22 protein-coding genes are annotated in these 21,504 nt (G+C 56.5%); 12 read left to right on the top strand and 10 right to left on the bottom strand.

Annotated features, from left to right (window positions below):
• Nucleotides 1-90: 90 nt before the first annotated feature.
• The 5 genes from hemA to QC816_RS13145 are packed head-to-tail and all read left to right on the top strand — an operon-like array spanning nucleotide 91 to nucleotide 4,626.
• Entirely contained in the window at nucleotides 91-1,404 is a 1,314-nt protein-coding gene (hemA, locus tag QC816_RS13125) for a glutamyl-tRNA reductase (protein ID WP_085917419.1), read from the top strand.
• Nucleotides 1,401-2,489, top strand: coding sequence for a peptide chain release factor 1 (gene prfA / locus QC816_RS13130; protein WP_085917420.1), 1,089 nt, complete (start codon nucleotides 1,401-1,403; stop codon nucleotides 2,487-2,489). The genes hemA and prfA overlap by 4 nt, the downstream gene beginning before the upstream one ends.
• Nucleotides 2,489-3,355: a peptide chain release factor N(5)-glutamine methyltransferase gene (prmC, locus tag QC816_RS13135; RefSeq protein ID WP_309782732.1), complete on the top strand. Its 867-nt coding sequence runs from the start codon at nucleotides 2,489-2,491 to the stop codon at nucleotides 3,353-3,355. The genes prfA and prmC overlap by 1 nt, the downstream gene beginning before the upstream one ends.
• 11 nt (nucleotides 3,356-3,366) lie before the next feature.
• Entirely contained in the window at nucleotides 3,367-3,867 is a 501-nt protein-coding gene (locus QC816_RS13140) for a winged helix-turn-helix transcriptional regulator (RefSeq protein ID WP_085917422.1), read from the top strand.
• Nucleotides 3,868-3,870: 3 nt separating this feature from the next.
• A complete protein-coding gene (locus QC816_RS13145) occupies nucleotides 3,871-4,626 on the top strand; it encodes a HesA/MoeB/ThiF family protein (protein WP_085917423.1) in 756 nt (251 codons plus the stop codon).
• On the opposite strand, the gene QC816_RS13150 is transcribed toward QC816_RS13145, so the two are convergent.
• Complete coding sequence (locus QC816_RS13150; protein ID WP_085917424.1) at nucleotides 4,623-5,195, bottom strand: bactofilin family protein; 573 nt, start codon at nucleotides 5,193-5,195, stop codon at nucleotides 4,623-4,625. The genes QC816_RS13145 and QC816_RS13150 overlap by 4 nt on opposite strands.
• Nucleotides 5,196-5,547: 352 nt before the next feature.
• Between QC816_RS13150 and QC816_RS13155 the strand changes: the two genes are divergently transcribed.
• Entirely contained in the window at nucleotides 5,548-5,979 is a 432-nt protein-coding gene (locus QC816_RS13155; protein ID WP_176243618.1) for a bactofilin family protein, read from the top strand.
• Nucleotides 5,980-6,097: 118 nt separating this feature from the next.
• On the opposite strand, the gene ahpF is transcribed toward QC816_RS13155, so the two are convergent.
• Together ahpF and ahpC are read right to left on the bottom strand one after the other, a co-directional pair.
• Nucleotides 6,098-7,654 (bottom strand): alkyl hydroperoxide reductase subunit F, encoded by a 1,557-nt coding sequence (ahpF, locus tag QC816_RS13160; protein ID WP_085917426.1) that lies wholly within the window; start codon nucleotides 7,652-7,654, stop codon nucleotides 6,098-6,100.
• A 135-nt stretch (nucleotides 7,655-7,789) separates the two neighbouring features.
• Nucleotides 7,790-8,353: an alkyl hydroperoxide reductase subunit C gene (gene ahpC, locus QC816_RS13165; protein WP_085917427.1), complete on the bottom strand. Its 564-nt coding sequence runs from the start codon at nucleotides 8,351-8,353 to the stop codon at nucleotides 7,790-7,792.
• Between the two features lie 318 nt (nucleotides 8,354-8,671).
• On the opposite strand from ahpC, the gene QC816_RS13170 reads away from it, so the two are divergent.
• The 4 genes from QC816_RS13170 (at nucleotide 8,672) to QC816_RS13185 (ending at nucleotide 12,871) form a co-directional block, all read left to right on the top strand.
• Complete coding sequence (locus QC816_RS13170) at nucleotides 8,672-9,775, top strand: polyamine ABC transporter substrate-binding protein (RefSeq protein ID WP_199285057.1); 1,104 nt, start codon at nucleotides 8,672-8,674, stop codon at nucleotides 9,773-9,775.
• Between the two features lie 106 nt (nucleotides 9,776-9,881).
• Nucleotides 9,882-11,063: an ABC transporter ATP-binding protein gene (locus tag QC816_RS13175; protein WP_199285058.1), complete on the top strand. Its 1,182-nt coding sequence runs from the start codon at nucleotides 9,882-9,884 to the stop codon at nucleotides 11,061-11,063.
• 63 nt (nucleotides 11,064-11,126) lie between these two features.
• Nucleotides 11,127-12,038, top strand: coding sequence for an ABC transporter permease subunit (locus tag QC816_RS13180; protein WP_085917430.1), 912 nt, complete (start codon nucleotides 11,127-11,129; stop codon nucleotides 12,036-12,038).
• Nucleotides 12,035-12,871 carry an ABC transporter permease subunit gene (locus tag QC816_RS13185; protein ID WP_085917431.1) on the top strand — a complete coding sequence of 279 codons (837 nt, stop codon included), beginning with the start codon at nucleotides 12,035-12,037 and terminating at the stop codon, nucleotides 12,869-12,871. Before QC816_RS13180 ends, QC816_RS13185 begins: the two co-directional genes overlap by 4 nt.
• Here the strand turns inward: QC816_RS13185 and QC816_RS13190 are convergent.
• Nucleotides 12,868-13,077: a zinc ribbon domain-containing protein gene (locus tag QC816_RS13190; protein ID WP_066322201.1), complete on the bottom strand. Its 210-nt coding sequence runs from the start codon at nucleotides 13,075-13,077 to the stop codon at nucleotides 12,868-12,870. The genes QC816_RS13185 and QC816_RS13190 overlap by 4 nt on opposite strands.
• 113 nt (nucleotides 13,078-13,190) lie before the next feature.
• Between QC816_RS13190 and QC816_RS13195 the strand changes: the two genes are divergently transcribed.
• Complete coding sequence (locus QC816_RS13195) at nucleotides 13,191-13,616, top strand: DUF3617 domain-containing protein (protein WP_085917432.1); 426 nt, start codon at nucleotides 13,191-13,193, stop codon at nucleotides 13,614-13,616.
• A 132-nt stretch (nucleotides 13,617-13,748) separates the two neighbouring features.
• Here QC816_RS13195 and QC816_RS13200 read toward each other — a convergent pair whose 3' ends face one another.
• Nucleotides 13,749-16,862, bottom strand: a complete 3,114-nt coding sequence (locus tag QC816_RS13200) for an efflux RND transporter permease subunit (protein WP_309782738.1) — start codon at nucleotides 16,860-16,862, stop codon at nucleotides 13,749-13,751.
• A complete protein-coding gene (locus QC816_RS13205; protein ID WP_309782740.1) occupies nucleotides 16,862-17,929 on the bottom strand; it encodes an efflux RND transporter periplasmic adaptor subunit in 1,068 nt (355 codons plus the stop codon). Before QC816_RS13205 ends, QC816_RS13200 begins: the two co-directional genes overlap by 1 nt.
• A gap of 177 nt (nucleotides 17,930-18,106) precedes the next feature.
• Between QC816_RS13205 and QC816_RS13210 the strand changes: the two genes are divergently transcribed.
• Complete coding sequence (locus tag QC816_RS13210) at nucleotides 18,107-19,291, top strand: BaiN/RdsA family NAD(P)/FAD-dependent oxidoreductase (RefSeq protein ID WP_309782742.1); 1,185 nt, start codon at nucleotides 18,107-18,109, stop codon at nucleotides 19,289-19,291.
• Nucleotides 19,292-19,310: 19 nt separating this feature from the next.
• On the opposite strand, the gene QC816_RS13215 is transcribed toward QC816_RS13210, so the two are convergent.
• The 4 genes from QC816_RS13215 to QC816_RS13230 all read right to left on the bottom strand — a co-directional run bounded on the left by QC816_RS13215 (nucleotide 19,311) and on the right by QC816_RS13230 (nucleotide 21,448).
• Nucleotides 19,311-19,631 (bottom strand): YqjK family protein, encoded by a 321-nt coding sequence (locus QC816_RS13215; RefSeq protein ID WP_199285063.1) that lies wholly within the window; start codon nucleotides 19,629-19,631, stop codon nucleotides 19,311-19,313.
• On the bottom strand, nucleotides 19,606-20,007 hold the full coding sequence (locus QC816_RS13220; RefSeq protein ID WP_085917437.1) for a phage holin family protein: 402 nt from the start codon (nucleotides 20,005-20,007) through the stop codon (nucleotides 19,606-19,608). Before QC816_RS13220 ends, QC816_RS13215 begins: the two co-directional genes overlap by 26 nt.
• Nucleotides 20,007-20,339 (bottom strand): ElaB/YgaM/YqjD family protein, encoded by a 333-nt coding sequence (locus QC816_RS13225; protein WP_085917438.1) that lies wholly within the window; start codon nucleotides 20,337-20,339, stop codon nucleotides 20,007-20,009. The genes QC816_RS13220 and QC816_RS13225 overlap by 1 nt, the downstream gene beginning before the upstream one ends.
• 71 nt (nucleotides 20,340-20,410) lie before the next feature.
• Nucleotides 20,411-21,448, bottom strand: a complete 1,038-nt coding sequence (locus tag QC816_RS13230) for a phospholipase A (RefSeq protein WP_085917439.1) — start codon at nucleotides 21,446-21,448, stop codon at nucleotides 20,411-20,413.
• Nucleotides 21,449-21,504: the final 56 nt, after the last annotated feature.

Consider the following 21,504-nt stretch of genomic DNA (forward strand, 5'->3'; position numbering starts at 1 on the left):
CGGCGTTTAGCCCTCATATCTCTGTCCAGACTTGCCTGAGCAAGCCCAAATTGACGTGAAGACCGACACACTAGCGAAGACGCCTAACCCATGACGCTCCTTGCCCTGGGAATTAATCATCGCACCGCCAGCATCGCCGTGCGCGAACAGGTTGCCTTTACACCGGCGCAGCTCGACCACGCGCTGATGGAGCTGCGTGCCCTCCCGCAAATCAGTGAGGCTGCGGTACTGTCGACCTGCAACCGGACAGAACTGTATTGCGTGACTGACGCGGCAGGCGAAAAAGCCGTCCTTGACTGGCTGAGCCGCTTTCATCAGTTAAAGGTCGATGAGCTGGCCCACTGTGCCTACCACTACCTGGATAATGAGGCGGTTCGCCACCTGATGCGGGTTGCTGTGGGGCTCGATTCCATGGTGCTTGGCGAGCCGCAAATTCTTGGTCAACTCAAAGAAGCCTATCAACAGGCCCGTGAAGCCCAAGGCTTGGGCAGCGAGCTCGAACGGCTATTCCAGCATACGTTTGCCGTGGCCAAACAGGTACGCACAGAAACCGGTATCGGCAAGAACCCGGTGTCAGTCGCTTATGCGGCGGTCAGCATGGCCAGCCGGATTTTTGATGATTTTGGCCGTTCAAAAGCACTGTTGATCGGGGCAGGCGAGACTATTGAACTGGTCGCCCGACACCTCCATGAAGCCGGGGTGCGAAAGCTGACGGTGGCCAACCGGACCCGTGAGCGCGCCGAGCAGGTATCAGCGCCGCTCGGCGGCACGGCGATTACCCTGCCGGAGATCCCGGCGGCGCTGGAAGAAGCGGATATCGTGATTTCCTCCACGGCGTCTCCGCTACCGATTCTAGGCAAGGGAATGGTCGAGCGTGCCCTCAAGAAACGTCGTCATCGCCCGGTGTTCATGGTCGATATTGCCGTGCCTCGGGATATCGAGCCCGAAGTGGGCGACCTCGCCGATGTGTTCCTGTATACCGTTGATGACCTTGAAGAAGTTATTCAGGAAAACCGTCGCCATCGTCAGGTGGCCGCTGATCAGGCGGAGTCACTGATTGAGCATGGCGTTAGCGGCTGGCAGCATGAGCGGCGTATTCGCCATGGTGGCGAGCTTATTCGTGGTTATCGCCGCCATGGGGAGTCGCTGAGGGATACAGCGCGAGATCAGGCCCTTGAGCGGCTGGCGCGTGGCGAGGACCCGACAAAGGTTGTCGAGCGTCTGGCTCACCAACTGGCCAACCGGCTGATGCACCAGCCGACACAAACGCTGCGCGATGCGGCGTCTCAGGAAGATCACGCACTATTGGAAGCCGCACCGCGCCTGTTAATGCCTCCCAAGCCAGCCTTTGAGAAACCCTCGACATCGACGGCCAATCGCCAGAAGGATGATACGCCCGCATGAAAGAAACACTGCGCCAACGTTTAGATAGCTTTGCCGACCGATTTGAAGAGTTGTCGATGCTGTTGTCTGACCCTGAGGTGATCCAGGATCAGCAGCGGTTTCGCGATTACTCCCGCGAATATGCCGAACTTGATGAGCTGGTGGGGGCTTGGCAGCGCTATCGCCGAATCGAAAACGATATTGACGCAGCACAGCAGCTTAGCCAGGACAGCGACCCCGAGATACGCGAACTCGCTGAGATGGAGATCGACGACGGACGTGGGCAGTTGGACGCGTTAGATGCTGAACTCAAGCGACTGCTGGTGCCCAAGGACCCTGATGATGGTCGTGGCGTCTACCTGGAAGTCCGCGCGGGAACGGGCGGCGATGAAGCCTCATTGTTTGCCGGTGACCTGTTTCGCATGTATTCCCGGTATGCAGAAAAGCGCGGTTGGCGCGTGGAAGTGGTGAGTGCCAGCCATGGCGAGCAAGGCGGGTATAAAGAGATTATTTCCCGGGTTAAAGGTGATGGCGTCTACGCCCGGCTGAAATTTGAGTCGGGGGCGCACCGTGTTCAGCGCGTCCCCGCCACCGAATCCCAAGGGCGTATCCATACCTCGGCGTGTACCGTGGCCGTGATGCCCGAAGTCGACGATGTTGGTGATGTGGATATCAATGCCGGTGATCTGCGCGTCGATACCTTCCGCTCAAGCGGGGCGGGCGGTCAGCACGTCAACACTACCGACTCGGCGATTCGCATTACCCACCTGCCATCCGGCGTGGTCGTGGAATGCCAGGAAGAGCGCAGCCAGCATAAAAACCGTGCCAAGGCGATGTCACTGCTGGCGGCCAAATTGAAGCAAAGTGCCCAGGACGCACAGCGCCAGGACCAGGCCGATACCCGCCGCTCGCTGGTGGGCTCGGGGGATCGCAGTGAGCGTATTCGCACCTATAACTTTCCCCAGGGGCGGATTACCGATCATCGCATCAACCTGACACTTTACAAGTTGACCGAAGTGGTTAGCGGCGAGCAGCTCGATGACGTGATCGACCCGCTGGTGCACGAGTATCAGGCGGAGCAGTTATCTGCCCTGCAGGGTGCCTGATGACCCTGGATGTGCTGCTACGAAAGGCAACGGAGCGGCTAGTGCGGGCAGGCTCGCCCAGTGCGCGGCTGGATGCCGAGGTGTTGCTTGGGCATGTTATCCAACGTGACCGCACCTGGCTGTATACCTGGGGGGATAAAGGCTGTTCAACCTGGCAACAGGCGCGATTCGATGCGCTTGTGGCTGCCCGCGCCCAGGGCTATCCCGTGGCCTACTTGACCGGAGAACGCGAATTCTGGGGTCTGCGCCTCATGACATCGCCGGATACACTGATTCCCAGGCCCGATACCGAAACACTGGTGGCGTTGGCGTTAAGCCGCGCGGCACAGCCTCAGGGCCGTTTGCTGGATATCGGTACTGGAACGGGCGCGATTGCCCTGGCGTTTGCCAGTGAACGGCCCGATTGGCAGGTGACCGGCGTCGACCTGCTCCCTGCCGCCGTCGCGCTGGCGCAAACAAATGCCGCAAAGCTGGGCCTTGGCAATGCCTGTTTCCAGCAAAGTGACTGGTTTAGCGCCTTTGCTGTGCCCCGTGAAACGGCAGCTTTCGATGTGATTGTCGCCAACCCGCCATACATAGCGGCGGATGATCCACATTTGAAACGGGGAGACGTGCGTTTTGAGCCGGCGTCTGCCCTGGTGGCCGACGCCGATGGCATGGCTGATTTGCTGCATCTCATCGTCACGGCAAAGGCTTACCTGGCCGATTCGGGTTGGCTGATGCTTGAACATGGCCATGATCAAGCCGCCGAACTTCGCGAGGCCATGCTGGTAGCGGGCTATCAAAACGTTGAAACGGTTCGCGACCTCGGAGGCCATGAACGCGTTACGCTAGGTTTTTTTAACTACCGCCTGATTCTTCAGTAATGGATCCTGCCATGAAAGCAAAAAACAAAACGCTGGACCGCATCGATTTGAAAATTCTGCGCTGTCTGCAGGAAAACGCGCGAATTTCGTACGTGGATCTGGCCACCGAGGTGGGGCTGTCGACCACTCCTTGCCTGGAGCGGGTCAAGCGTCTTGAAAAAGCCGGTATTATTCGCGGCTATCAAGCGATTCTCGACCCTCAGGCACTCAAGGCGAATTTACTGGTGTTTGTCGAGATAAGTCTGGAAACCCAGTCCCCCGCCGTTTTCGATGAATTCCGACGCGCCGTCGAAAAACTGCCGCAAATTCAGGAATGTCACCTGGTCTCAGGGCAGTTTGATTACATTTTAAAATGCCGTATTCCGGAAATGTCGGCGTATCGCCAGCTGCTTGGTGATGTTGTCCTGACCCTGCCGGGCGTCAAGGAGTCGAAGAGTTACGTGGTCATGGAGGAGGTAAAAGAAAGCTTCAGCCTGCATGTGCCTGAGTTTGAGGAATTCGAGGAAAAGTAGCCCATGATGGATGATCACGCGCTGCTGCGCTATAGCCGCCAGATAATGCTGCCAGAGGTTGATATCGAGGGTCAGGAGCGGCTGATCGATAGCCATGCGCTGATTGTCGGTGCCGGTGGGTTAGGGTCGCCGGCGGCGCTGTACCTGGCGGCGGCGGGGGTCGGGCATATCACGCTGGTCGATGCGGACAGCGTTGAGCTTTCCAATTTGCAGCGTCAAATTGCTCACCAGCAGGCGAGTATCGGTCACAACAAGGCGGATTCAGCCAAGGCCAGTGTGCAGGCGCTCAACCCCGAGTGCCGTGTCATTACGGTTGAGGAGCACGCCCAGGGTGAGCTGCTCGAGCGATTGGTTGCCGCCGCCGATGTGGTGCTTGATTGCACGGATCGCTTTTCCAGCCGTTACGCTATCAATGCCGCTTCGCAAAAAGCCAGGGTGCCGCTGGTATCCGGGGCCGCGATTCGTTTTTCAGGTCAATTGGCGGTATTTGACCCGCGTCTGCCCGAGGCGCCCTGTTACGCCTGTTTGTACCCACCCGATGGGCAGGGCGACGATGCGTTGAGCTGTGCAGAAAGCGGCGTGATGGCTCCCTTGGTCGGCGTGATTGGCTGTTTTCAGGCCGTTGAGGCATTCAAGCTGCTTAGTGGTGCAGGCAAAGCCCACCAGGGACTGTCGCTTTTCGAGGCGTTAAGCGGACACTGGCGGCACTTTAATGTCCCCAGGGATCCTGCCTGCCCGGTGTGCGCGCCTGCCCATTAAGGGGTATCGGTTTCTTTGCTATTGGCGGCGTCGTCAGCCGGGAAGCTGGCTTTCTGCGGACCCTGTGGCTTTGACGACTCGTTTTTCCCCTTGCTGTTGAAGTCCTTCGGCGGTTGCGATGAAAAGACACTGTTGAAAATGTCGTTATCCGGATTCATGTCGATGCTGCCATGAAAGACGCTGCCGTCCTCCAGAACGAGGCAGGGAGTGGTGAGGGTGCCGGTCACGTGCGCCCCGTCATGAACCGTTATCTTATGCAGGGCAACCAGGTTGCCGTCCACGCTACCCGAAACACGCAAGGTATGCGCGTAGACATCGCCACTGAGGCTGCCATTTTTGCCCAGTGTCACCGTGTGTTGTTTGCAGGTCACGACGCCAGTGATCTGGCCTTCGATGGTAATGTCTTCGTCGCTGTTGATATCCCCATGAACCTGCGTATTGCTGCCAATGACCGAGGTGCTTTGCCGTGACGCCTTGGGGAGACTGATGGTCTCCTCGGTTTGAGGTATTTCCTGTTGAGCGTCAGTCGTGCTGTGTGGCGCGGTAGGCGGTTTGGTTTTACTGAACATGCGATATACCTGTTGGGGTTGATAGGGGGTGCCAAGGCGTCAATAGCAAAATGATGGCATCGGTTCATGCGATAATATTAATTTACGCTGAACATTGTTAAGTCAAAGCGCAAAGATACCGCGCAACTCGCCTTGTATTCTTGACGTTAGCTTATCAGCTTGGGTCTATAACATTGACGCTGAATGAAGAGCAGGGGCATCGCATCTCATGGGTACTGAAACATGGCTGATTTTGCTTGGCGTTACGGTTATGACGTTGATTATTTTGGATGGCAGGCGTAGAAAACTGAAAAAACGGGCAGCGAGCAGCCATAACGCTTCAAGCGTAAGCGCCCGAACCGATGATGCAGCAATGGTTGATAATGTACAGAGCCTGCCAGCTTTGTCCGGTGTGCTCACGGCGCCTGACGAGTCGCCCCTTCGCGACGGTTGTGTATCGCTTGAGCCCCCACGCAGAGAGGGAAGCTATCTGGGCGCCGCGACGCAGATAGCAGGCAACATCATTGCCAATGAAGGCGTGTCGATTAAAGGGCGCGTTGTGGGGGCTGTGATTGCCAGGCATCAACTGATCCAGTTGAGCGCCAGTAGCGTGGTCAGCGCTGACCTGGAGGGAGGGCATGTGTGTATAGACGGCTACCTTGACGGTGATGTCCATGCCAGTGATCGATTGACACTGATGCCGAGTGCCAACGTGCGTGGTGCGATGTCAACGAACCGCTTTGAATGCCATTCAGGTGCCAAGGTCACAGGTACCGTCGCAGCCTGTCAGCCCACGGGTAGATGACCATAAAAAAGCCCGCTTGGTAGCGGGCGTGACGTCAGTGTGATCAACGTCAAAGGGAACCTATCCAAACGTAGTTAGCAACTACCCGTGGATCGGTCAGGGGACTTTGGGGTCGGCACTAGAGACGGATCAGGTAGTCAAAGGCGCCCAGTGATGCCTTGGCGCCTTCGCCCATGGCAATGACGATCTGTTTGTAAGGTACGGTGGTGACGTCCCCGGCGGCAAAAATGCCCGGTACTGATGTCATGCCATGTGCATCGACAATGATTTCGCCGCGCGGGCTCATCTCGATGGGCGAGTCTTTCAGCCATTCGGTGTTGGGTACCAGGCCAATCTGCACAAAAATACCTTCCAGCGCGACGTGCTTGATTTCGTCGTTGGTGCGGTCCTTGTAGGTCAAGCCATTCACGCGGCTGCCATCGCCGATCACTTCGGTGGTCTGGGCGTTGAGGATAATATCCACGTTGGGCAGGCTCTTGAGCTTTTTCTGCAGGACAGCGTCGGCGCGCATTTCGCCCATGAACTCGATCAGCGTCACGTGCCCGACAATGCCTGCCAGGTCAATCGCGGCCTCTACGCCAGAGTTGCCGCCGCCGATCACGGCGACATGCTTGCCCTTGAAAAGCGGACCATCGCAGTGAGGGCAGTAAGCCACGCCTTTGTTACGGTAGGTCTGTTCACCGGGCACGTTCATTTCACGCCAGCGCGCGCCAGTGGCCAGTACCAGGGTCTTGCTTTTAAGCGTGGCACCGGACGCCAGTATCACTTCGTGAAGGCCGCCTTCGGTATCGGCAGCTTTGAGCGAGTTGGCGCGCTGCAGGTTCATCACGTCCACTTCATAGTCCTTGACGTGTTCTTCAAGCGCGCTGACCAGCTTGGGTCCTTCGGTGTGCGATACCGAGATAAAGTTCTCGATGCCCATGGTGTCGGCCACCTGACCGCCGAACCGTTCGGCAGCAATGCCGGTATTGATGCCTTTGCGTGCCGAATAAATGGCCGCGGCGGCGCCGGCGGGACCACCGCCAATCACCAGGGTGTCAAAGGCGGCTTTTTCGCTGAGCTTTTTGGCCTCGCGCTCGATGGCACCGGTATCCACCTTGGCAAGAATTTGATCAAGGGTCATGCGGCCTTGATCAAAGGGTTTGCCATTGAGGTAGATGCTGGGCACCGACATGATCTCACGGTTTTCCACCTCGTCCTGGAACAGCGCGCCGTCGATGGCAACGTGGCGAATGTTGGGGTTGAAAATCGCCATCAGGTTGAGTGCCTGAACAACATCGGGGCAGTTCTGGCAAGACAGGGAATAGTAGGTTTCAAATACCAGTTCCTGATCAAGCGCACGGATCTGGTCGAGTACATCCTCACTGGTCTTGGGCGGGTGACCACCAACCTGCAGTAAAGCCAGCACGAGAGAGGTGAACTCGTGGCCCATGGGAATGCCAGCAAACACGACGCCAGTGTCTTCGCCGGGCCGGGTAATGGCAAAAGACGGTGTGCGCGGATTGTCGCCTTCCGTTGACAGGGTGATCTTGTCGCTCAAGCCGCTAATCTCTTGTAGCAGGCTGAGCAATTCCTTTGATTTATCTTCGTCATCCAGCGAGGCGACAAGCTCAAGTGGATGCGTCACTTTCTCCAAATACGCTTTTAGCTGATCTTTTAAATTGGCGTCGAGCATGATCGAAACAACCTCTTGGCTGGCAAAGGTGTGTGACGGCAACTGGGTCGTCGTTTCAAGGGGATCAGACAACGGCACCCGGGTGATGCCCGGGTGCCTGTTGAAAACTAGCGCGTTGCGGTGCCGTTAATTGGGTTAGATCTTGCCGACCAGATCCAGCGATGGTGCGAGGGTCTCTTCGCCTTCTTTCCACTTGGCAGGGCAGACTTCGTTCGGGTTGGCGCGAACGTATTGAGCCGCTTTCACCTTGCGCAGAAGTTCTTCGGCGTTGCGGCCAATGTTGCCGGCATTGATTTCAACGATTTGAATCTTGCCGTCGGGGTCGACAACGAAGGTGCCGCGCTCGGCGAGACCCGCGTCTTCAATCAAAACGTCAAAGTTGCGTGAAATGCGCAGCGTCGGGTCGGCAATCATTGGGAATTGCAGTTTGCCGATCGTCTCTGAACTATCGTGCCAGGCTTTGTGAGTAAAGTGCGTATCAGTTGAGACGCTGTAAATTTCGACACCCAGCTTTTTAAACTCTTCATAGTTGTCTGCCAGGTCGCCAAGCTCAGTGGGGCAGACAAAGGTAAAGTCAGCTGGGTAGAAAAAGAAGATGCTCCACTGGCCTTGTAGATCGGCATCAGAAACGTCAACGAACTCTCCGTTCAAGTAAGCGGTTGCGTTGAAAGGTTTAACTTCAGAATTGATCAAAGACATTCAGAACATCTCCATTGGCAGCGAATGACAGTAAAATAACTTGCTTATTAGACTAAGGATTAAGTCATGTCTAATAAAATTGGGAAAAAACATCGGTTAGATAGAAAAAAACTATTGAAGGCACCACCATTCATCAAGGTGATGTGTTGCGCTACGCTGGAGGTGGGCCGACTACCTGCGGAAATAATACTTTTCTCAATCGTCTTGCGATAGCGGGCTCCGCGTCGCAAAATTCGCACGGTCAGTCGCGCAGTGGCGAACGGGTAAGGTCAAGAACCTTACTTGAGTTTATCGTTAGTTTCACTAAGGAGCAGGTTAATGGGGAACATCCACAAACTTTCCAGGGCCGTTGCGGCCATTTCACTTGCCGCAGCGGCAACCACCGTTAATGCCGATGAAGTCCGGGTTTACAATTGGTCCGACTATATTGCACCCGATACATTGGAAAAATTCACGGAACGCACGGGCATTGACGTCACGTACGACGTGTTTGACAGCAACGAAATACTGGATGCGGCATTGCTTTCGGGCCGGTCCGGCTACGATGTGGTGGTACCGTCTACCTACTACCTCACGCGGCAGATGAAAGCCGATGTTTATCAACCGCTGGATCACGACAAGATTCCCAATTTAAAGCACTTGAACCCGGCATTGATGGAGAACCTGGAAGCGGTTGATCCAGGCAGTGAGTACTCGGTGCCTTATATGTGGGGTACCAACGGGATCGGCTATAATGTTGATCGCGTCAAAGAAATCCTGGGTGAGGATGCCCCGGTCGACAGCTGGGCCTTGCTTTTTGACCCTGAGATTACCGGACAACTCAGCGAGGCAGGTTGCGGGCTGTCAATGCTGGATTCCGGCGATGAAATGCTCTCGCCCGCGATGGTATATCTGGGCTTGGACCCCACAAATGAAAGCCGTGAAGACCTTGAGGCGGCAGGTGAGTTACTTGCTAAAGTACGTGATGACATAACCTACTTCCACTCGTCTCGCTATGTGTCGGATCTGGCCAACGGTGATATTTGTGTCGCGGCCGGTTACTCAGGTGATATTTTCCAGGCGGCCGACCGGGCAGAAGAAGCCGGGCGTGACTTTGAAATTGCCTACAGCATTCCCAAAGAAGGCGCGGCACTCTGGTTTGACATGATGGCGATTCCCGCCGATGCGCCCAATCCTGATAACGCCCATGCCTTTATCAACTTTATTCTCGACCCGCAAATCGCCGCCGAAATAACCGAGTACGTGCGGTATGCCAACCCTAACGCTGCGGCGGATGAATACCTTTCTGATGAGATTCTCAACGATCCCGCCATCTACCCTGATACCGACGTGATGGATAACCTCTACGTGCAGGTTGAAAAGCCTCAGGACATCCAGCGCGCTCGCACTCGCATCTGGAACCGCGTAAAATCCGGCCGTTAAGATACGTTCATCCGACGGCGAGCCCAGGCATCTACACGATTGGCCTGGGCTCGCTGTTCGTTTTTTGATTGCCCGTTGTCTGCGGGCCTTTTCATGGGAGTGGCGAATGGTGACCACGCCGCTATCGAACGACGCGTCATCCAATCTTCCTGCCAATGCGGCTGCTATGCGTGCCCTGGGCAAAGCCCCTCGGTTTGCGGATGACATCGTGTTGGAGGTGAAGCGGTTAAGCAAACGCTTTGATGATGCCCTGGCGGTAGATGACGTCAATCTGCAGGTAAAGCGCGGTGAGATTTTTGCCCTGCTGGGGGGGTCCGGCTCTGGCAAGTCGACGTTGCTACGCATGTTGGCGGGGTTTGAAACACCCACCGAGGGACGTATCTTGCTGGGCGGCGACGATATTACCGCCGTGCCGCCGCACAAGCGGCCCATCAACATGATGTTTCAATCCTATGCGCTGTTTCCGCACTTGACCGTGGCCCAGAACATCGCATTCGGGCTAAAGCAGGACAAACTGCCAAAGGCAGATATTGAGGCGCGGGTCGCGCACATGCTCAAGCTGGTGCACATGGAGCGTTTTGCCAAGCGTAAGCCACACCAGCTTTCCGGTGGCCAGCGCCAGCGTGTGGCGCTTGCGCGCTCGCTGGCCAAACGCCCCAAGCTGCTGCTGCTTGATGAGCCGATGGGGGCACTGGACAAGAAGCTGCGTACCGAAATGCAGCTGGAAGTGGTCGAGATCATTGAGCAAGTCGGGGTGACGTGCATCATGGTCACCCACGATCAGGAAGAAGCCATGACCATGGCCGACCGGGTGGCGATCATGGCCGACGGATGGATCGAGCAGGTGGGCTCACCGATCGATGTCTATGAAAGCCCGGTCAGCCGCATGGTGGCCGAATTTGTAGGCACCGTAAACTTGTTCGAGGGGGAAATCGTCGAGGACGCTGCGGACCACTGCAAAATTGTGTCACCAGTGCTTGAGCGGCCGATTTATATCGACCATGGGATCACCACCCAGGCCGTGGACCGGCGGGTGTGGGCCGCGCTTAGGCCTGAGAAGATCTGGCTGACCCGCGAGTGCCCATCCGCCCCCCATAACTGGAGCGAAGGCAAGGTGGAAGATATCGCCTATTTGGGCGGCTTTTCGCTTTATTACGTGCGCACTCCCAGTGGTCAGCTCATCAAGGTCAGTATGGCCAATACCGAGCGTCGTGGCGACCGACCTACCTGGGAAGATCAAGTGTACGTGTACTGGGAAGATCATAGCGCCATGGTGCTGAACCGTTAGCATGGGCACCTTACTCGTCTATGAAAAGCGCCTTTTGCGGTGGGCGCTCAGGAGATCGCCTAAATGATGCCTGCTCGATTTTCCGCCATGCTGAAGCGCCTGCAACTGGGACGGCGTGCGGTGATTGCGTTGCCCCTTCTGTGGCTGACGCTATTCTTTCTGCTGCCCTTTGCGTTGGTGCTGAAAATCAGTTTCTCTGAGGCCGCCATCGCGGTGCCGCCGTACGGGCCCCTGGTTGAGGTGGTCGACCAAACCCTGAATATTGCGCTCAACCTGGGAAATTATCTTTTTCTGGCATCGGATTCGTTGTATGTGGCGGCGTATTGGGGGTCGCTGAAAACCGCCTTCATCTCGACCCTGGCCTGCCTGTTGATCGGTTACCCCATGGCCTATGCCATGGCGCGAGCGAGTGCCCGTTGGCAGATGATTTTATTGCTGCTGGTGATGCTGCCATCCTGGACATCGTTTCTGATCCGGATCTACGCCTGGATGGGCATCCTCAGCAACAGCGGCTTACTGAATAACCTGCTGATAGGCATGGGGCTGATCGACTCCCCCTTGCGTATGATGAATACCCAGTTTGCGGTGATTATCGGGATTGTCTATGCCTACCTGCCATTCATGGTGCTACCGCTCTATGCTCACTTGACCCGGCTGGATAATGCATTGCTCGAGGCAGCATCAGACCTGGGGTCGCGCAAGTTGAATACCTTCATCAAGATCACGTTGCCCCTGTCGATGGGCGGCATTATTGCTGGCTCCATGCTGGTGTTCATTCCTGCCGTGGGCGAGTTTGTGATCCCTGAACTGCTGGGCGGCCCGGATACCTTGATGATCGGCAAGATACTGTGGCAGGAGTTCTTCAACAATCGCGATTGGCCCGTGGCCTCGGCGCTTGCCATGGTCATGTTGCTGCTGCTGTTGATCCCCATTGTCTGGTTCCACCGTCATCAGTCTCGGGAGTTGAACGAATGAGCCTTGCCAAGCCACGTCTCCGTTTTAGCAGCGTCATGCTGGTCCTGGGGCTGCTCTTTCTGTATGTGCCGATGCTGGTGCTGGTGGTGTACTCGTTCAACGCCTCCCAACTGGTGACGGTATGGGCGGGGTTTTCTACCCAATGGTATGGGGAGCTGTTTCGCGATGAGCAAATCCTTTCAGCCATATGGATGAGCCTGCGCATTGCCTTTTTCTCCGCCAGCATGGCGGTATGCCTGGGGACCATCGCGGCGTTTGTGATGACTCGTTATGGGCAATTTCGCGGCAAAACGGCGCTTTCGACCATGATAACGGCCCCATTGGTAATGCCTGAAGTGATCACCGGGCTGTCGCTATTACTGCTGTTCGTGCAAATGGCCCAGATCACGGGGTGGCCTGCCGACCGGGGGATGGCGACCATCTGGATTGCGCATACCACCTTCTGCAGTGCTTACGTCGCCGTGGTGGTGGCAGCTCGCCTGCGTGAGATTGATCGGTCTATCGAGGAGGCCGCGATGGACCTGGGATCGCCGCCGATGAAAACCTTTTTCTGCGTAACGCTGCCGGTAATTGCACCAGCGTTGGTGGCAGGTTGGCTGTTGGCCTTTACGCTGTCGCTGGATGACCTGGTGATTGCCAGCTTTGTATCGGGGCCTGGGGCCAATACGCTGCCAATGGTGGTGTTTTCATCGGTGCGAATGGGCGTATCGCCAAAAATTAATGCGCTGGCAACGCTGATCATTTTAGCGGTATCCCTGGCAACGCTGCTGGCGTGGTATATCATGCGTCGCAACGAGGCCAAGCGACAACAGGTGTTGAAAGCATCAGGTTAGAGCACATCGTCATCGCTGCCCAGACTGACGCTTTCCAGTTCGCCGGTGACCAGCGATACCTCGATAGCCAACTGGATGGGCGCGCAGCACTGGTGGCAATCCTCCCAGGTAACATGACTGCCCTGTGAAGGATCAATCAATAGTGTTAACAAGGTATCGCAGTAGGGGCAGTAGGCGTCATACTCTACTAAGGTATCTTCTTGCATGGTGCGATCCTTTTGCAATTGACACTTAAGTGTAGCAGCCGTGTCATCGAGAGGCATTGCCGTATGCAATCAGTTAGGCTAAACGCCGTTTTATAACGCAATGGAGAGCAGCGATGAAGTTACGACAGTTGGCCATAGCGGCCTTGGTGGCCTTGCCGGTAGCCGCATGGGCGGAAACACCCAACATAACGCCCGGGTCGTGGGAATTTGTCAGCACCACCACCGTGACCGGCGACATGCCGATTCCTGACCAGACCGATACCGAACAGCAGTGCATCACCCAGGAAGATCTGGACGATGCCGATTTGGGCTTTATTGAAGAAGAGGAAGGCTGCGAGTTGCTCAATCAGGACACCAGTGCTGACGGCCTTTCCTACAGCATGGTATGCCGGGCTGACGGCGGCGAAGCCAATATCGATGGTGATATGCAGTTTATGGGGGAGCGCATCGAAGGGTCTGTCGATATCATGACGCAATCGCCCATGGGCGAGCTGAACATGCAAACCCAGATTGAAGGTCAGCGCTTAGGCGATTGTTGAGCTTAGTCTGACGCGACATGCCAAAGAGGGCGCGCCGCTGAGGCGCGCCCTCTTTGTTTATTGGAAAAGGGTTATTGGAAAAGGGGTATTGGAAACGCTTATTGCCAACCGAAATACAGGGGCACGCCTTGGCTAACGTTCCGATGTCGATTGAGCGATTTCATGCTCCAGTCGACGTTTGACCGCCCCTGGCGAGCCACTGTGTCGAGACAGTAAATCGTAGGCGACCGGCACCACAAACAGCGTGAACAGCGTGGCAGCTCCCACTCCAGCCATGATGACAATACCGATCACATAGCGCGACTCGGAGCCCGGGCCGCTGGATACGATCAGGGGAACCGCTCCTGCCATGGTGGTGATGGCGGTCATTAAAATCGGTCGCAGGCGGGTGACCGAGGCTTCGATGAGGGCATCACGGAAAGCCTTGCCTTCATCGCGCAACTGATTGGCGAACTCGACGATCAGTATGCCGTTTTTAGCGGCGAGGCCGATCAGCAGTACCAGCCCCACCTGGCTATAAATATTCAGCGATTGGCCGGTTAACCACAGCGCCAACAAGGCGCCGCTCATGGCAAGCGGTACCGTGAGCATGATGACCAAGGGGTGAATGAAGCTTTCAAACTGAGCAGCCAATACCAGAAATACCACCAGTGCGCCCAGCACCAGAAGGAAAGTGGTCGCGCCGCTGGCGTCCTGGAAATCCCTGGATGCCCCGGCGACGTTGGTCTGCGCTTCTTCAGGCAGCAGCGTATCCGCGCTTTGTTCAAGGTAGGTGAGGGCTTCTCCCAGTGGGTAGCCATCCGCCAGGTTGGCTTCGATGGTGATCGAGCGCACGCGATCGAAACGGTTAAGTGTACTGGCCCCTGCCGCGTCGCTTAAGGTCACAAGACTCGCCAGGGGAATAAGCTCGCCCGAGCGCCGTGAACGGACCTGAATGTTATCCAGCGAGCGGGGGCTGTTCTGGCTGGCGCGATCGCCTTCAACGATGACATCGTATTCTTCACCGTTATCGACATAGCGGGTGACGTTGCGCCCACCCAGCAGCACTTCCAGCGTGCGACCGATCTCGCTGACCGTGACCCCCAGAGCGGCGGCTCGCTGCTCGTCTATCTCCACGTTGAGTTGCGGTTGCGTCTCATCGTAGTTGCTTTCGATGGCGCGAATGCGTGGGTTATCGTCGCGGATATGATCAATCAGTCGGTCGCGCCACTCGGCCAGTTCTTCGTAGGTGCCCCCGCCGAGTACAAACTGTACGGGCTTTTGCGTACGCTGGCCGAAGCCTTGACGCATGACCGGAAATGCCTGGACGCCGGGTAAGGTGTTCAGCTCGGCGCGAACATCGTCCATGATTGCCCAAGCGCTACGGCGACTGCCCCAGTCGGCCATATTGACGATGATGAAACCGCTGTTGAAGTTTTCAATATTGCCGTAGCCGCGAGGCGCGCGAACGACAATCCGTTCCAGCTCACCGCTGTCAACCATTGGCGTCAAGCGGGCTTCTATCTCATCCATGTAATCCATCATGTAGTCAAAGGTGGCGCCTTCGGGCCCGTTGACCAGCACGATGAAGTTACCCCGATCTTCCTGGGGGGTGTACTCGTTGGGCAATAGTTGACTTAACCAGGCGGTTAGCGCAATCAGTAGCCCAAAGACGGCGATTACCCAACTGCGCCGCGCAAGTAACACGTCGAGTAACGATTGATAGCGGCGCTGGGCGCTGCGCATGATGCGTTGCACGCGTTGGGAAAGGCGGCTGTCGTGCATGCGCGGCGAGAGTATTTTAGACGCCATCATCGGTGTCAATGTTAGTGCCAGCAACGTGGAGATGGCGACCGCTGCGGCCATGGTGAGGGCAAACTCGGAAAATAACCGCCCAATATCGCCCTGCAGCATGCTGAGCGGCACAAAGACGGCGATCAACACCAGTGTGGTGGCAATGACCGCAAAGGCGATCTGGCGGGTGCCACGAAACGCGGCCACCAGCGGTGTTTCGCCTTCGTCATGCATGCGCCGATTGATGTTTTCCAGGACGACAATGGCGTCATCGACAATCAACCCGATCGCCAGCACCAGTGCCAGCAGGGTCAGCAGGTTAATGGTAAAGTTCATGACCGCCAGCGCAGTAAAGGCACCAATGATGGCGATCGGCACCGTAACCGCCGGGACCAGCGTGGTACGCAGGTTGCCCAAAAACAGGAACATGACCACAATAACCAATACCATCGAGATCAATAACGTCAACACGACCTGCTTGATGGCCCCCGAGACGAACACCGACGCGTCGTAGTTCAAACTGAGTGACATGCCATCGGGAAGCGTCGATTGCAGCTGCTCAAGCTCTTGGCGCACCGCGTCTGAAAGTTCAACGACGTTGGCGGTCGACTGCATGATCATGCCAAGCCCGACCATGGGAACGCCGTTGGCGCGGAAGACCGTGCGGTCCTCCACGGAGCCGACCTCGACGTCGGCGACGTCTCCAAGGCGGACCAGGTAGCCATCGTCGCCTTCGACAAGCGGGAGTGCCTGAAAGTCATCGGCGGTTTCAAAGGTGCGCGGTAAGCGAACGATGAATTGGCGATCCTCGGATTCAATGGCACCGGCGGGGAGCTCAACGTTTTCGGCCCGTAATGAATCTTCAATATCGCTGACGGTTAAGTTCCGTGCCGCCATGGCGTTGCGGTCAATCCAGATGCGCATGGCATAGTCACGGCCACCGCCCACGCGCACCCTGGCCACTCCCGGTTGTACCGAAAGGCTATCCACCAGAAAGCGGTTGGCATAGTCGGTAAGCTCGGTGATCGAGTAGCCATCTCCCGAAAGGCTTAGCCATACCACGACTTCCTCGCTGCTATCGGCTTTGCTTACCTCGGGGTTCTCGGCATCGTCGGGCAGGTTGCGCAACGCACCGCCTATCCGGTCGCGCACGTCGTTGGCTGCCGCGTTGATATCCATGGTCAGGGCAAATTCGATATCAATACGTGAGCGGCCGTCCTCACTTTCGGAGGTGATCAGTTCGATTCCTTCCACCCCGGCGATGCGGTCTTCAAGCACCTGGGTAATGCGTGTTTCAACGACGCTTGCCGAGGCCCCGGGGTAGCGGGTATCAATACTCACGATCGGAGGATCCACGGTGGGGTATTCCTGAAGCGGCAAGCGATCAAGTGCCAGGAGGCCAAAGGCAATGATCAATGCCGCCATCACCACCGCCAGGACAGGGCGTTGAACCGATATGTCCGATAAGCGCATTAGCGATCAGCCTCAAGTAACTCGCGTACACTGGTATCCTCGTCAATCAGGCCCATCAGCCTCACCGCTTGACCATCCCTGGCTCGCTGCAGGCCATGCACCACGACGATGTCATTGGCCGCTAGCCCTTCGTTAATTTCCACTTCGCCTGCCCGACGCTCGCCCAATTCGACGCTCTGCTGGCGAAGCCGAGGAGTGCTCTCGTGATCGTCGATCAGCATCACAAAGTGGCGATTACCATTGGGTTGGACAGCTGCTTCGGGGACGACCACGCTTTGTCGGGGCTGCTGGCGAACTACGATTTCCATTAGCATGCCTGGACGTAGCCGTTCATCCGGATTGTCGATTTCCGCGCGAATGCCAATGCTGCGTGTTACCGGGTCGACGCGCGTCCCCAGGCTGGCAATTTCACCGTTGAAAACCTCGTCTGGATAGGCGGCGGTGGTGGCGCTGAGCGATAACCCAGGCGCAAGTCGGCTGAGGTAGGTTTCAGGGACACTGAAATCCAGCTTCATGACGTCCAGTTTGTCAAGCGTGACCAGCTCCATACCCGGTGTCACCAATGCACCAGGGCTCAAATTGCGTATGCCGACACGGCCACTGAACGGGGCGGTTAGTCGATAATCCGCAAGACGTGCACGTAATGCCGCAATTTCAGCCTCGGCCTGGTCAACGCGCGACTGGTTATCTTCTACGTCAGCGCGAGCTGCCAAATTGCGGTTCTGTAACTCAGAGGCGCGTCCCAGGGCATTAAGCCGCTCGTCTCGAAGCGATTGTGCGACCCTTAAACGTGCCTGCTCTTCAGCGTCCTGCAGGCGAATGAGCGTATCGCCCTCGGTCACACGCTGGCCGTCCTGAAAATTGATGTCGGCAATGGTATCGGTGACGGTGGCCGATAACGTCACGCTTTCATCGGCGCGTAGCGTACCCAATGCTTCAATGGGGTCAGACCAGGGAGCAAGCATGGCGCGAACACCAATCACGCTGGGCTCGGATTGAGCCAGGCTGGCGATGGGGGCAGTGATGAGCAGTAGCGTGACAGCCAGGCGGCGGCACAATAAAGGCATAAGTCTCTCTGCAATACGTGGACCGCGTGCGCTGACGCCAGGCAGCGGTTTATGTTGTCAATGTCGATAGCTGTTTAATTTTATACAAAAGCTATATTTATTATTTCAATGATACAATAAAAAAGCCTTGAGAGGCTGTTAAAATGCCGCCTTTTGCCAAGCTTGGAGCGCTAACGAATGACCTACGATGTCGTGATCATTGGGGCTGGTGCGGCAGGCCTGATGTGTGCTGCCCAGGCGGGCTATGCCGGAAAGCGTGTGTTGGTGATTGATCATGCGAAAAAAGCCGGCAAAAAAATCCTGATGTCAGGCGGGGGGCGCTGCAACTTTACCAATCTTGGCACTACGCCACAGCACTTTTACTCGTCAAACCCCTACTTTTGTATTTCGGCGTTAAAACGCTACCGGCCCGAGCATTTTGTCGAGCTGGTAGAGCGTCATGGGATTGACTACGTAGAAAAAACGCCCGGTCAGCTATTCTGTGCGACCTCTGCCAAAGAGATCGTCCGCATGCTGCTCACCGAGTGCGAGTGGGCGGGCGCTGACATACGTCTCAGTACTCAGGTCACCCGCGTCGAGGAGCAGGGCAGTGCCATGCGGCTAACGACCTCAATAGGTAGTATCGATGCGGGTGTCGTGGTCGTGGCAAGCGGCGGACTGTCGATTCCGACCATGGGGGCGAGTAGTTTCGGGTACGACCTCGCCCGTCAGTTTGGCCTTGCCGTGCGGCCGACGACGCCAGGTCTTGTACCGTTTACGCTCAGCGATCAGTGGAAAGCCAGGGCCAGCGATCTGTCGGGCGTCAGCTTGCCGGTGACAGTGAGCGCTGGCTCGCAACGTTTTAACGAGCCCATGCTATTTACCCATCGCGGGTTATCCGGCCCTGGCATGTTGCAAGCGTCCAGCGTCTGGGCACCCGGCGAGGCGATTGAAATTGATTTATTACCGCAGCAGGATGCCAAAGCGTTGCTGCACCATGCCCGAGAGCACACACCTAAGCGCCAGTTGGCCACCTGGTTGATGGATTATTTGCCCAAGCGAGTGGCGCAATCGCTTTGTGACTGGTATCCAGAAGGCCACGACAAGCAACCGCTGGCGCAATACAGCAATACGCAGCTTGAGCGTTGGGCGGCGCGGCTAAATCGTTGGCAGTTGAAACCTGCCGGAACGGAAGGGTGGCGAACGGCGGAGGTGACGATGGGAGGGGTGGATACCCAGGCAATTTCATCCAAGACCTTTGAGGTCAGCGGATTGCCCCAATTGCGATTCATCGGTGAAGTGCTCGATGTGACCGGCGAGCTGGGGGGGTATAACTTTCAGTGGGCCTGGGCCAGCGGGGTAGCCTGCGGCCAGGCTTGCTGACCCAGGCAAACTGTGTCGGCTAGGTGGTCGCTTTGGCAAGCAACTTGAGCTTGCGGAAAAGCATGTAGCCCGCCAAGACTTTACGGCCACCTGCCAGCGCCCCTCGGGGATGACGAGCCAGGCGCAAGGCAATGATACCGCCGACGAAATAAGCAGGTATTTTAAAGCGTTGCCAATTGGAGTCGAGGGGAGATGCCGCCCGCAATAACTGATCACTGTCGACCAGAATATCCACACGCTGCTGCTCCAGCTCGGCTAACAGGTGCGCCTTTCGCTCTGCCCTGGAAAGCGGCTTGGTATCGGCACCTGGTGGCTTAGCGGGGGCGTTGATCGGACTCATTTTTTGCCTCCAGCAAGGCGCGGTCGGCGGCTAATTGGTTCAGCGTTTCTTTCAGCAAGGTGTGCTGTTTCGCTTGGCGAAGCGCTATCACGGCCAATGTAAAGCTGGCCACAATCAATACCAGGGCGCTTCCGCCAATAGCGGCAAGCCGGTAGGTATCCCAGAAAAGTACCACGACCAGTGCCACCAGCGTGGCGACACCAAGCAGTAGCAAAAGCAGACTGGCGCCAGCCAACAACATCAGCACAAGCAGTCGTGAGCGTTCTTCTTCCAGCTCTACTACCGCTAAACGCAAGCGCGTTTCACCGTTGGCGATCAGCGAGTTGAGTAAGCGTTTAGCGGCTGAAAAAACGCGTTGGGTAGGCCCCAAAGCCATTAGCGACGACCGATAAGCATACCGATGATAACGCCGGCCGCTGCACCGATTCCGATGCTGGTCCAGGGGTTTTCGTGGACATAGCGGTCGCAGGCATCAGCCTGGTGTGTCAGGGAATCGCGGGTGTCTTCATAAATACGCTCACCACGCGCTTCCAGGCGCTGACGGGTATCCTTGAGACGCTGTTCGGCGCGGGTGCGCAGGTCGCGCATTTCGCCGCTGGCGTCTTTCGAGGTGGCATTGACCAGTTCTTCGACGGTATCGCTCAGATGGCGCAGATCTTCTTTCAGTTGATCGGCCTGAGCGGTGCTTTCGTTTTGACGTTTAGCCATGATGTCTTCCTTTGACGGTTAATGAACAGCTATCAGCATAGCAGTCGCATAGTCACTGACAAGCGAATTGGCTATCGGTTCAGGCCGCTGGCGCTGAATAACGGGTTTAAACTGAACCCGATGCTCAAGCGATGCACGCGGTGATCGTAGTCAATCAGGCTCTCGCCGTAACCGTAGTAGTACTGTACGTGAGCGCGTAGAGAATTGAAGGCTGGCCAGCTGTAGTCGATTTGCGTTCCCATATTGCCAGCGCTGGGGTTCCCTCGCAGTTGGCCACTGACCTCATGGTTGTCATCGAGTCGTTTGGCGATACGAATGTCGCCGTACCCCATATAGCGGTCAATATCCGGGTTGTCGTCGTCGCCTTCGGATTCGGGAACCCGCCAGTGGGGCGCAAAGGTGACGGCCCAGTCGCCACTTTGAAAGATGCTCTCGAGATAGACTCGGTTCCAACTACGCGAGAACGGGTCCGAACGGCCGTTGGACTGATGGTTGACTGCGATACGGTTGCGGGTGTTGACCCAGCCCAAGGCCCCCCACGGTGCATCAATGTCAATAAACACTTCTGGCTCGTAGTTGGTCTCACGAAACGGCGAAGAGGCTTCTGTATTGAAGGCCTGCCACCAACTACGTTGGGTATAGCCAAAATAGACGTCGCCGTACTCGCCCCATAGTACATTCTCTGCCAGATTGACCTTGGCACTGAACTGGAACTTCAGTTCGGTGCTATCCGGTGAGGCATCTGAGGAGACACTTTTGAAGTTTTCGCGATTCTGTTTTTCATTATAGCTCACCGGAAATAGGTAGTTGGTCCGGTGCGTGGTAATCGAAAAGGGGTTGCGGCTGGATTCCTGTTCCAACTGACGCCGCTCGTTGAGATCTTCAATCGCGACTTCTTCAGGTGGTCGAATATCGCCAGTGTCCGTTTGACCCTCTTCTTCAAGCGCTTCGGCCTGCTGCAGTTGCTGGTGAAGCCGGGAGAGCTCATTGTTCAGCTCGCTAATACGCGCCTCAATATCCTCGCGGGTATTGGCGTGGGAGAAAGCGCTGAAGACGGTCAGGCCGCAAAGTAAAAAGAAGCTTTTTAGACGTCGGTGTCGAATGACCATCGATAACTCACATGGATAGGGTGGGGCACGTGCCTGTGCTTGAGCTGTTCTATCAT

The organism is Vreelandella janggokensis (assembly GCF_031451615.1).
Classification (GTDB): Bacteria; Pseudomonadota; Gammaproteobacteria; order Pseudomonadales; family Halomonadaceae; genus Vreelandella; species Vreelandella janggokensis.